Source organism: Afipia sp. OHSU_II-C1 (assembly GCF_000497575.1).
In the GTDB taxonomy this organism is placed as follows: Bacteria; Pseudomonadota; Alphaproteobacteria; order Rhizobiales; family Xanthobacteraceae; genus Afipia.
Genome location: NZ_APJI01000013.1, coordinates 420764 through 432642 on the forward strand (window position 1 = coordinate 420764; position 11879 = coordinate 432642).

An 11879-nucleotide genomic window follows, 5' to 3' on the forward strand; every position below is an offset into this window, starting at 1 on the left:
ATCACACCTCGAGCCATTCCTTGCGGATGGCCTGATTGGCCTTGAGCTCGGCCGGGGTGCCCTCGAACACGATCCGTCCATGGCCCATGACGTAAAGCCGATGGGAGATGCGCATGGCGATGGAGAGCTTCTGCTCGACGAGAAGGATCGCCACGCCGCGCTTGGCGATTTCCGCGATCAGGTCGCCGACCTGCTGCACGATCAGCGGCGCCAGACCTTCGGTCGGCTCGTCGATCATGATGAGTTCGGGATCGCCCATCAGCGTCCGGCAGATGGTCAGCATCTGCTTTTCGCCGCCGGACAGCACGCCTGCGGCCGTATCGGCGCGCGCCTTGAGGTTGGGGAACATCTCGAGCATGTCCTCGAGCTTCCACTTGCCCGGACGCTTGGTGTCCTTGATCCCGAGCAGCAGGTTCTGCCGCACGGTGAGGCCGGGGAAGATGTCGCGATGTTCGGGAACGTAGCCAAGCCCGAGATGCGCGATCCTGTAGCTCGGCAGGCCGGCAATCTCCTGGCCCTTGAACTTGATGACGCCGTGCGGCGGCACCTCGCCCATGATCGCCTTGACCGTGGTCGAGCGTCCGACGCCGTTGCGCCCGAGCAGACTGACGACCTCGCCGGCGCCGATATGCATATCGACGCCCTGGAGGATGTGGCTTTTGCCGTAATAGGCGTGCAGATCCTGGACTTCCAACATCAGGCAGCCTCCTCGCCGAGATAGGCTTCCTTGACCTTCGGGCTGTTACGGATTTCCTCGGGCGTTCCCGACGCGATGATATGGCCGTAGACCAGCACGGAGATGCGGTCGGCGAGGCCGAACACCACGCTCATGTCATGCTCGACGATCAGCAGCGTCTTGCCGACGGTGAGGCGGCGAATCAGATCCACCGCGCGCTCGGTCTCGGCATGGCTCATGCCGGCGGTCGGTTCATCCAGCAGGATGACGTCGGCGCCGCCCGCGATCGTGATGCCGATTTCCAGCGCGCGCTGTTCCGCATAGGTCAGAAGACCGGCCGGGATGTCGCGCCGCGAGGTGAGGTTGATGTCTTCCAGAATCTGCGCGGTGCGCTCGCGCACTTCCGGCAGCTTGTCGACGCTTTTCCAGAACGCGTATTTATGTCCCGTCGCCCACAGCACGGCGCAGCGCAGGTTTTCCCACACCGTCATGTTGGCGAAGACGTTGGTGACCTGGAAGCTGCGCGACAGGCCGCGCCGGTTGATCTGGTAGGGCGCGAGGCCGTCGATGCGCTCGCCGCGCATCAGGACTTCGCCGCTGGTCGGCGCCATGTAGCCGCTGATGAGATTGAACGTGGTCGATTTGCCGGCGCCGTTCGGGCCGATCAGGGCATGGCGTTCGCCCTGCGCCACTTTCAGGTTGAGGTCACGGATCACCTTGGTGATGCCGAAGCTCTTCTGAACGTCGCGGATTTCGATGGCGTTGGGTTTCACGTCCGAGGTCATGCCGCCAACTCCTTCGCACGTGCTACGGTCAGCGCCTCGTCCCAGGCCACGGCGACCCGCTTCCATGTCATCCGCGAGACGATGAAGCCGCCGACGATCAGGATCAGCGACACGGCCCATGTGATCGGGCTTGCGGCATTGAACGGAATGCCGAACGCCTTGATGTTCGGATCTTCCATCGGATTCATCGTGTAGTGCACGATAGATTCGATCCCGAGCATCAGTCCGATCATCAGCGCAAGCGTGGGGACCAGCGCCACGGCATAGGACGGCAGCACGCTGCCGAGTGTGCCGCCCCTGATGAGCGGGCGATGCATCATCAAAAGGCCGGTGATGCCGCCGGGCGCGTACATCACCACCGCGATGAAGAACAGGCCGAAGTAGAGCTGCCAGACCGTCGTCAGGTCGCTCAGGCCGAGCGAGAGAATCGTGACGAAGATCGCGCCGACGATCGGGCCGATGAAGAACCCGATGCCGCCGATATAGGCCGCGAACAGCACCGTGCCGGACTGCACCGCGCCGAGATAGGCAGAGTTCGCGATCTCGAAGTTGATGGCGGCGAGCGACCCTGCGATGCCGGCAAAGAAGCCCGAGAAGCAGAACGCGATATAGCGGACCACATGCGGATCGTAGCCGACGAACTGCACGCGTTCCGGGTTGTCGCGAACCGCGTTGCACATCCGTCCCAGCGGCGTGCGGGTCAGCGCATACATCGCGATCATGCAGATCAGCGTCCAGGCCGCGACCAGATAGTAGATCTGGATTTGCGGGCCGAAGTTCCAGCCGAAGAAGCTCAGCAGCTTGGTGCGGTTGGCCGAGATGCCGGCTTCGCCTCCGAAGAACGTCCGCAGGATCAGCGCGGAGGAGGCGACCAGTTCGGCGACGCCGAGGGAGATCATGGCGAATGCAGTGCCTGAGCGCTGTGTCGACACCCAGCCGAGCAGGATCGCGAACACAAGACCCGTGAGTCCGCCGATCAGCGGCACCAGCGGCAGCGGGATCGCCCACTTGTTGGCGCCGATGATGTTGATGGCGTGAATGACGAGGAAGCCGCCGAGGCCGTAATAGACCGCGTGGCCGAACGACAGCATGCCGGTCTGGCCGAGCAGGATGTTGTAGGACAGCGCAAAGATGATCGAGATGCCGATCAGGCTGAATGTCGTCAGGGCGCCGCCCGAGCCGAAGACCTTCGGCAGCACCAGCAGGAAAATGGCGACGGCAGCCCACAGTCCGTAGAACTTGAGATTGTCGGCAGCGGTCGGTGGCGGCGGCGCGGCGCGTGAGGTGATGTTGCTCATGTTTCACGCGTCCCCAAAAGACCCATCGGACGGAGCGCGAGGATCAGCACCAGCAGCACATAGGGCATGATCGGCGCGATCTGCGCCACAGTGACGTTCCAGATATCAGCCACCCATGTTGACGACCATGCCGGGCTGAGCGGCCCGAACACTTCCGAGAGCGAGCCGTTCATCGACACCGCGAAGGTCTGCACGAAGCCGATCAGAAGCGAGGCGATGAATGCGCCCGGCAGCGAGCCGAGCCCGCCAACCACCACGACCACGAACAGGATGGGTCCGAGAAGACCGGCCATGTTCGACTGGGTGACCAGCGCGGGGCCTGCGATCACGCCGGCGACTGCGGCGAGCGCGGTGCCGACGCCGAACACCATCATGAAGATGCGTCCGACGTTGTGGCCGAGATGGCCGACCATGTGCGGATGGGTGAGGGCGGCCTGAACGATCATGCCGACCCGCGTCCGCTTCAGCACGACCAGCAGCGCGATGAAGATGGCGATCGACACCAGCAGCATGAACATCTTGTAGGCGGGGTAGTTGGTCGAGAAGATCGTGAAGGCCGGGAAATCGAGCAGCGGCGGCACGCGGAAATCGACCGGGCTCTTGCCCCAGATGATCTGCACCACCTCCTCGATCGCGAAGGCGAGACCGAAGGTGAACAGCAGTTCGGCGACATGGCCGTTGCGGTGAACCTGGCGCAGGCCGTAGCGCTCGACGCCCGCGCCGATGATGCCCGCGAGGATCGGTGCGATCAGCAGGGCAGGCCAGAACCCGAACCACCGGCTGATCTGAAATCCGAAGAATGCGCCGAGCATATAGAAGCTCGCATGCGCGAAGTTCAGCACGCCGAGCATGCTGAAGATGACCGTCAGGCCGCTGGCCATCAGGAACAGCAGCATCCCGAACAGGACGCTGTTCAACGTGGATATGACGATGAGCTCGAGCACGACCCCAGCACTCCCCCCGGATACGTGAAGGTCTCGTGTTCACCCCGGCAGGCGCCGGGGCGAACACAACTAGTTGGCGAAAGAAGCCAGCTTGCAGTGACCTCTTATGGGCGGGTCATCTTGCAGGTGGTCGGCAGGATGGTCTTGTCGGTATCGATCTTGGCGACACCCTTCCAGCCCCAGCCGGTCTTCTCTTCGTCGAAGGGCTCCTTGTTCTTCAGCTCGCCGAACTGGGCGACATACATCGGCTGGAAGAACTGGTGGTCGTCCTTGCGCATGACGCCCTTGCCGCCGGTGAAGACCTCGAATTCCAGGCCTTCGAGGGCTGCAGCGACCTTTACGGGCTCAAGCGATTTGGCCTTCTCGGCCGCCGCCGCGAACATCCGCATTTCGTTCGCTGCGCGCGGGTACCAGAAGGTCTGGCCGGCGTACTTGGCGCGGAAGGCCTTCTCGAACTCGATCGATTCCTTGTGGTCGATGTTGGCGTAGCCTTCGACGATCGTGAACACCTGATCGTTGAGGTTGCCCTGCTTGATCGCGGTCGGGCCACCGGCGCCGCCTGCGTAGTAGGTGTACCAGCCCACCTTGAGCCCGGCGTCAGCCGCGGCCTTCAGCAGCAGTGCGAAGTCCTGGCCCCAGTTGCCGGTGATCACGGTGTCGGCGCCCGACGCCTTGATCTTCGCAATGTAAGGCGCGAAGTCGGTGATCTTCAGCAGCGGGTGCTTTTCGTCGCCGACGATCTCGATGTCAGGACGCTTTTCTTTCAGCATCGCACGCGCCGTGGTGCGCACGGATTCGCCGAACGAATAATCCTGATTGATGAGGTACAGCTTCTTGATGGAGGGAACGCCCTTCATGTAGTTGGTGAGGGCTTCCATCTTGATGTCGGAATTCGCGTCCCAGCGGAAGTGCGCAAAGCTGCACTTGTCGTTGGTGAGGATGGGGTCTACCGCGGCGTAGTTGAAGTAAAGCACTTCCTTGCCGGGGTTGCGTTCATTGTACTTGGTGACGAAGTCACTCAGCGCGCCGGCCACGGAAGAGCCGTTGCCCTGGGTGAGGTAACGCACGCCGGAGTCGATGGCCTTCTGGGCCTGGATCAAGCTTTCCTGCGGGTTGGTCTTGTTGTCGAGCGGAACGATTTCGACCTTCTTGCCGAGAATGCCGCCCTTGGCGTTCAGTTCATCGGCCAGATACTGAAAGGTCTTGAGGCCGACTTCGCCGACGCTGGCGCCGCCGCCCGAGAGCGGGTCGATATAGCCGATTTTCACGGTGTCCTGCGCCATCGCCGCTCCGCCTAGCATGGGCAGTGCGAACGCCGCAGCCATCATCAATTTACGCATTCTCATCTCCCTAAATTCTCTTTGAGAACAGCCTGTTTGAGTGGGCGGACAAGATCCTGATCTGAGGATTTTGATCTTGTGCCGTCCGCGGCCATTTCGTGCGGCGGATTGTGGTCCAAGGGCCCGCAGGCTGCAAGCCCCGGTCTTGGGCAGGATGGAGAATGCTTAATTTGCCTGTCCCGGCGCGCACGTGATAGGGCGCCGAACCGTCCCGCACCCGCAGTCAGCCCGCGCAAAATTGCGCTGGGTGACAGTTGTATTTTTCTCCGAACTGCTCTTTGGTGATTTCGCGAGCGGGGATTTTGTATGCCAGCGTTGATGGAAGAGTTGCGGCCGGCGCGGCCGCGGTTTGGGGTTGCCCGTGGCTGCCCTTCCGTTTGATCTGAAAGGCAAGCGCGTTTTTGTGGCAGGCCATCGCGGGATGGTCGGCAGCGCCTTGGTGCGCCGGCTTGCGCGCGAAAACGTCGAAATCCTCACCGTTTCCCGCAAAGAACTCGATCTGCTGGATCAGGCGGCGACCAACCGCTGGTTTGCGGCGATGCGTCCGCAGGTTGTATTCCATGCGGCGGCAAAGGTCGGCGGTATCGTCGCCAACAACACCCTGCGCGCGGAATTCATCTACGAGAATCTGCTGATCGCGACCAACGTCATCCACGCAGCTCATGTGCAGGGTGTCGAAAAGCTACTGTTTCTCGGCTCTTCCTGCATCTATCCGAAACTGGCGCCGCAGCCGCTGCGCGAGGATTCGCTGCTGACGGATACGCTCGAGCCGACCAATGAGCCCTATGCGATCGCCAAGATCGCCGGCGTCAAGATGGCGGAAGCCTATCGCGATCAGTACGGCAGCGACTTCATCAGCATCATGCCGACCAATCTCTACGGCCCCGGCGACAACTATCATCCCGAATACAGCCATGTTGTCGCAGCGCTGATCCGCCGCTTTCATGAAGCGAAGGAAACCGGCGCGCCGGAAGTGGTGGTATGGGGCACCGGCACGCCGCGCCGCGAGTTTCTCTATGTCGACGACATGGCCGACGCGTCGATCCACCTGATGAAAAATTATTCCGAGGGCGGCCTGATCAACGTCGGCTCCGGAGAAGATATTTCCATCGCCGATTTCGCGCATGTCGTCGCCCGGACCGTCGGCTACACCGGTAAGATCGTGTTCGACACTTCGAAGCCCGACGGCACGCCGCGCAAGCTGCTCGATGTTGGCAAACTCGCCAGGCTTGGATGGCGGGCCTCGACCTCCCTCGATGACGGGATGAAGCTCGCCTACCAGGCGTACCTGGACGAGCGGTCTCCGTAGTCCGATTCCGCAGAGCGAAACGGAACGGCCGATGACATCGCTCGTTGGTTGCTTACCTGTCGTTCTGGAATGGCGATGAGCGATACCTACGATCTTCAGCGTTTTGTCGAGGCACAGCAGCCGGTCTATCCGCGCGTGGTGTCGGAGCTGCGCGCGGGCCGCAAGCAGAGCCACTGGATGTGGTTCATCTTTCCGCAGATCGAAGGTCTCGGGCATAGCGCAATGGCGCAAAGGTATGCCATCGGTTCGCGCGCGGAGGCGGTGGCTTACCTGGAACATCCGCTGCTCGGGCCGAGGCTGCGCGAATGCACGCGGCTGGTGAACGCGGTTGCCGGCAAGGATATCCATGCGATCCTGGGGTCGCCCGACGACATGAAATTCAAATCGTCGATGACACTGTTCGCCAGGGCTGCTGCCGACAATGCAGACTTCGCCGCAGCTCTCGACAAATACTACGGCGGCGAATTCGATGCGGCGACAATCGCACGGCTTTGAGCAACAATGAGGCCGGGAAAGCAGACATGAAGCAGACGCCGGTTGTTGTCACCGAGGTTGAAACCATCGCCAGCGCGACGCTGACAGTGCCGACGCGGGGCGAAGGCTTCATCGACATCACGCACGAGGTCGCGCGGTTTCTGGCGCAGAGCGGCGGTGCGACAGGGACCGTGACATTGTTCATCCGGCATACGTCCGCATCCCTGACCATTCAGGAGAATGCCGATCCAGATGTGCTGGCGGATTTGCTCACCTCGCTGCGGCGTCTCGCGCCCGCCGATGGCGGCTGGCGTCACACCGTCGAAGGCCCGGACGACATGCCGGCGCATATCAAGACCATGCTGACCTCGGTCAGCCTGCAAATCCCGGTGATCAACGGCGCGCTCGCGCTCGGCACCTGGCAGGCGATCTATCTGATCGAGCACCGCGCGCGTCCGCACAGCCGCGAGGTGGTGATGCAGTTTATGGGGCGGTGAACGAAACTCATCCGTCATTGCGAGGAGCGTAAGCGACGAAGCAATCCAGCCTTTTCGAAGAATGGATTGCTTCGCTTCGCTCGCAATGACGACAGGGGAGCGACGAAGCTCCTAACTCGCCGCACTCGCGGTCTTGCCCTCGGTCTTTTTCTTCTTCGGTTTCGGCAAGGTCGCCTCGGTGCCGATGATTTCGTTGCGCGCAAGCTCGGCGATCTCGGCATCGCTGAGACCAAGCACCTCACGCAGCACTTCGTGATTGTGCTGGCCCAGCGTCGGCGCGAGATGGGTGATCGGATAGGGCAATTCTGAATCGCCCTCGCGATAGGCGACCGACGGCAACAGATGCGGACCCATAAACGGCCGGTCGCTCGGCTGCCAGTGTCCGGTCTTGAGCAGATGCGGATCGCTGGCGAGATCCTGCGGCAGTTTCGCGATGCCCGCGGGAATGCCGGCCTTCTGCAATGTCACCATCGCAATGTCGGGGCGCACATCGGCAAGCCAGTGACGGATCGCGACTTCGATCGAATCTTCATGTTCGCGCCGACCTTCCACGCTGGCGAGCGCGGGATCGTTGGCGAGGTCCGCGCGCCGCATCACGCCGCAGAGCGCCTTCCACTCGTCATTGTTACGGACTGCGAGCGTCAGCCACTGATCGATGCCGAGCGTCGGGAAACATCCGTTCGGCACATACTGCGGATGGCGGTTGCCGATGCGCGGGCTTGTCGCGCCGGTGGCCGATTGTTCGAGGATCGACGGCGCAACCATCGGCAGCATGCATTCGACCTGGCTGAGATCGATGTGCTGGCCTTCGCCCGTCTTGCGCTGTTGCATGAAGCCGAGCAGTAGGGCGGCGGCGCCGTTCAGTCCGCCGATCGGATCGCCGATCGCCGCATGCAGCATCACCGGCGGATCGTCCGGGCCACCGGTCACTGACGGCAAACCGGAGGCTTGTTCCAGCGTCGAGCCATAGGCGCGTACGCCGCTCCATTTCCCTGTCATGCCGAAAGCGGGCATGGTGACCACGATGAGCCGCGGATTGATCTTTAGAATGTTTTCGACACTGAGGCCGAGACGCGGCATCACGTCGGCGGCGTAATTGTCGATCACCGCATCGGCGTCCTTCATCAGCCGCTTGAGCAGCGAAAGGCCGGTCTCGGTGGTGAGGTCCAGCGTGATGCCGCGCTTGTTGCGGTTGTTCATCTGGAACCAGTAGGTCTTCTCGTAGGTCCGCTCCTCATGATAGGGCGGGCGCGTGTCGGTGCCGCGGAACCAGTCCGGATACTGGCACGACTCCACTTTAATAATGTCCGCGCCGAGATCGCCCATCTGGCGCGTCGCGGTCGGCCCAGCCCAGCCCATGGTGAGATCGATGATGCGCAGGCCTTTCAGCGGCAGCGCATCCTGCGTGGTTGCCGCGCGCGTGGCCTTGCGCTGATGCGCGGGCAGGGTCGTGTTGTCGTCTGCGCCAAGGAGCGGCGCGCGTCCGTTGGGCTTGGGCCGTGAGCGGGTCAGATATTGCGGCAGCACCGGACCTTCGAACGACGCGGTGCCTATCTCGACCGTGCCGAACGCGCCGCGTTCGCGGTGCACGTCCTGTTCCAGCAGTTCTTTCATGTCGGGCACCACCGCAAGCGGCAGCCGCAGCTCGATGCCCATCTCGAACCATTCCAGCGCAGTCTTCTTCAAGAGCGCCGGTGTGATGATCGCCTTCAGTTCGTCCGCATGCATGAAGCGGCCGATGGTCGCCGAATATTTCGGATCGGCGCCAAGCTCAGGCATGTCGAGCATCTTGCAGAACGCGACCCACTGTGCAGGCGTGACCACCGTGACGCCGAGCCAGCCATGCTTGGTGACGAAGTTGCCGGACGGATAGCCGCGGCCGAAGCGATTGATGCCGGGGCGCGGGCGGGTGAAGCCGGATTCCAGCGCCAGTCCGGTGTCGAACTCGCTGATATGAAGCATTGCTTCGAGATTGTTGACGGCGAAGCGGCGCGCGCCGTGTTCGTGTCCGTAAAGACCTGCAAGGCTCGGAATGAACGCGGTCAGTCCGCCGACCACGCCGATCTGGCCGTCGCGCGGCAGCACCGGCGGGCCTTCGACAGGGCCGACGAGTTTCACGAGGCCCGCGAGACTGCGGCACACCGAGTCGGTGGCGAGATAGTTGCGATAGGGGCCATGCTCGCCGAACCATGAGATCGCGGTGATCGCGAGGCCGGGATCGGCCTTGCGCAGGCGGTCGTGCGAAATCTGCGACGCCTTGATCTCATCTGGATGCCGCGCATCCAGCAGCAGATCAGCGCCGGCGAGCAGGTCGAGAATCCGGCTCGCGCCGTCCGGCGTTTCGGGATCGGCGATGATGCTCTGCTTGTTGGTGTTAAGCCAGGCGAAGGTGAGGCTCTCGCGCTGTCCGCCGCCTGCATCGGTCAGCGGCGGAATGCGGCGGCCGGGATCGCCGCCCTGCGGTTCGATCTTGATGACCTCTGCGCCGAAATCCGAAAACAGCTTGCCACAATAGCCGAGCGTATCGCCCGATCCGAGTTCAACAACGCGCACCCCTGACAGTGGCAAGTTCGGCATATCCACCCCGGTCTATTTGCGGCGCACAACAATCGTGCGCGCATCTTTTCCGGTTGTCTTAGCAAGGGTGGCCGCGTTCGGCAAAGCCGGGAGCCATGCTCTATTCAGCGGGACCGTGCTGCGTTTTGCAGACGTGGCGGCGATGCATTCAGAACTGTTGCCATCGCGCTGATCAGCGGCTTCATGAAAAAGGATTCGTTGGCGGGATAAATGTCGGTGCGCAGGCCATAGGCTTTCAGTTCGTCGGACACTACGGGGCCGACCGACGCCACCGGCGTCTGTGCGAGCCCCGCGCGCAGTTTGTCTTCGCAATTGTGCGCTCGCGCGACGTCGACCAGACGCCGCACCTGGCCGGAACTCGTCAGCGCGATGGCATCGACGCGGCGCTGCGCCATCTCGTCAATTGCGGCAACGATATTGGTGTCCGCCGCCTGTCCGTCATAGATGTAGGGCAGCACGGTTTCGACCGTCGCGCCATACGAGGTGATCGCGCCGATCAGTTTGCTGTGGTCCTTGTCGGGATAAAGCTGCAGCCCGACGCGGTGGCCTTTCAGGTCCTGCTGCGCCAGCATGGCGGCGACGCCCTCGGACGTCGGCGTCTCGGTCTGCACATTGGCCTCGAGGCCGATCTCGCGCAGCGCGCGCACCGGCTTGGGACCGCGCGCGTACCGCTTCGCTTTGGCAATGGCGGCAATGAAATCCTGATCAAGGCCGATGCGCTGCGCGACCTTCATCATGCGCCGCAGGCCTTCGCCGGTCATCAGCACCAGATCGTCGAACGGTTTGGCGATGAACAGCCTGATCCAGGCGTCAACCGGGGCGGGGTCCGGTGCATCGCGGATGGTGAACATCGGACATTGCAGCACATTGGCGCCCTGTTCCTGCAGCAGGCGCGAAAACTGCGCTTCCTCGCGCGTTTCCAGAATCAGAATGCGATAACCTTCAAGCCTGCCAGCCATATGGACCCGTTTGCGGCGAATGTGATGAGGCGCAGCCTATTGCTCCCATGACCCCCATGCCAGCCTGTTTTGCATGCGGGATTGGCGAAATTGTTGCGCGGATGTTAGAGGAGGGCTCCGCCCGCCGTCCGCTGTCCCAAACCGAAAAAATCCCCCATGTCCGCACAGCAATTCGTCCTGACCCTGTCCTGCCCGGACCGCCCCGGCATCGTGTCGGCGGTCTCCACCTTCCTGTTCGCCAACGGTCAGAACATTCTCGACGCGCAGCAATACAGCGACACCGAGACCGGCAGGTTTTTCATGCGGGTGAGCTTCGATTCGCCTGCCGCGAAGGCGGACCTCGCCGCGCTTCAGGCCGGGTTCGGCGTGATGGCGAAGCCGTTCGACATGGTCTGGCAGTTGCGCGACCGCGCCGTGCAGCAGCGCGTGCTGCTGATGGTGTCGAAATTCGATCACTGCCTTGCCGACATTCTTTATCGCTGGCGGCGCGGCGAACTGCCGATGACCCCGACTGCGATCGTCTCCAACCATCCGCTGGAGACTTACGCCGGGCTCGATTTCGCAGGCATCCCGTTTCATCATCTGCCGGTGACGCGCGCGACCAAGGACGAGCAGGAAGGCGCGGTCTGGAAAATCATCCAGGAGACGAAGACCGATCTCGTCGTGCTGGCGCGCTACATGCAGGTGCTGTCGGAGGACTTCGCAGGCAAGCTGTCGGGCCGCTGCATCAATATCCACCACTCGTTCCTGCCGGGGTTCAAGGGCGCCAAGCCGTACCATCAGGCGCATGAGCGCGGCGTCAAGCTGATCGGCGCGACCGCGCATTATGTCACCAGCGATCTCGACGAAGGCCCGATCATCGAGCAGGATATCGAGCGCATCAGCCATCGCGACTCGCCGGAAGGGCTCGTGCGCAAGGGCGCGGACATCGAGCGCCGGGTGCTCGCCCGCGCGATCCGCTATCATCTCGAGGACCGCGTGATCCTCAACGGTCGCAAGACCGTGGTGTTCACGGACTGA

11 protein-coding genes are annotated in these 11879 nt (G+C 62.5%); 4 read left to right on the forward strand and 7 right to left on the reverse strand.

Annotated features, from left to right (window positions below):
• Position 1 precedes the first annotated feature (1 nt).
• The 5 genes from I554_RS0115220 to I554_RS0115240 form a co-directional block, all read right to left on the reverse strand.
• Positions 2–697 (reverse strand): ABC transporter ATP-binding protein, encoded by a 696-nt coding sequence (locus I554_RS0115220; protein WP_024574689.1) that lies wholly within the window; start codon positions 695–697, stop codon positions 2–4.
• Positions 697–1461, reverse strand: a complete 765-nt coding sequence (locus I554_RS0115225; RefSeq protein ID WP_024574690.1) for an ABC transporter ATP-binding protein — start codon at positions 1459–1461, stop codon at positions 697–699. The genes I554_RS0115220 and I554_RS0115225 overlap by 1 nt, the downstream gene beginning before the upstream one ends.
• Positions 1458–2759, reverse strand: coding sequence for a branched-chain amino acid ABC transporter permease (locus tag I554_RS0115230; protein WP_024574691.1), 1302 nt, complete (start codon positions 2757–2759; stop codon positions 1458–1460). The genes I554_RS0115225 and I554_RS0115230 overlap by 4 nt, the downstream gene beginning before the upstream one ends.
• Complete coding sequence (locus tag I554_RS0115235; RefSeq protein ID WP_024574692.1) at positions 2756–3703, reverse strand: branched-chain amino acid ABC transporter permease; 948 nt, start codon at positions 3701–3703, stop codon at positions 2756–2758. The genes I554_RS0115230 and I554_RS0115235 overlap by 4 nt, the downstream gene beginning before the upstream one ends.
• A gap of 104 nt (positions 3704–3807) precedes the next feature.
• Positions 3808–5043, reverse strand: coding sequence for a branched-chain amino acid ABC transporter substrate-binding protein (locus tag I554_RS0115240; protein WP_024574693.1), 1236 nt, complete (start codon positions 5041–5043; stop codon positions 3808–3810).
• A gap of 361 nt (positions 5044–5404) precedes the next feature.
• On the opposite strand from I554_RS0115240, the gene I554_RS0115245 reads away from it, so the two are divergent.
• The 3 genes from I554_RS0115245 (at position 5405) to I554_RS0115255 (ending at position 7323) form a co-directional block, all read left to right on the forward strand.
• A complete protein-coding gene (locus I554_RS0115245; RefSeq protein ID WP_024574694.1) occupies positions 5405–6352 on the forward strand; it encodes a GDP-L-fucose synthase in 948 nt (315 codons plus the stop codon).
• A 75-nt stretch (positions 6353–6427) separates the two neighbouring features.
• Positions 6428–6847: a DUF1810 domain-containing protein gene (locus I554_RS0115250; protein WP_024574695.1), complete on the forward strand. Its 420-nt coding sequence runs from the start codon at positions 6428–6430 to the stop codon at positions 6845–6847.
• A gap of 26 nt (positions 6848–6873) precedes the next feature.
• A complete protein-coding gene (locus I554_RS0115255) occupies positions 6874–7323 on the forward strand; it encodes a secondary thiamine-phosphate synthase enzyme YjbQ (protein ID WP_024574696.1) in 450 nt (149 codons plus the stop codon).
• A gap of 111 nt (positions 7324–7434) precedes the next feature.
• Here I554_RS0115255 and I554_RS0115260 read toward each other — a convergent pair whose 3' ends face one another.
• Together I554_RS0115260 and I554_RS0115265 are read right to left on the reverse strand one after the other, a co-directional pair.
• Positions 7435–9900, reverse strand: coding sequence for a CoA transferase (locus I554_RS0115260; RefSeq protein WP_024574697.1), 2466 nt, complete (start codon positions 9898–9900; stop codon positions 7435–7437).
• A gap of 104 nt (positions 9901–10004) precedes the next feature.
• Entirely contained in the window at positions 10005–10859 is an 855-nt protein-coding gene (locus tag I554_RS0115265; protein ID WP_024574698.1) for a uroporphyrinogen-III synthase, read from the reverse strand.
• A gap of 156 nt (positions 10860–11015) precedes the next feature.
• Here I554_RS0115265 and purU point away from each other — a divergent pair, with 156 nt between their 5' ends.
• Positions 11016–11879: a formyltetrahydrofolate deformylase gene (purU, locus tag I554_RS0115270; RefSeq protein WP_024574699.1), complete on the forward strand. Its 864-nt coding sequence runs from the start codon at positions 11016–11018 to the stop codon at positions 11877–11879.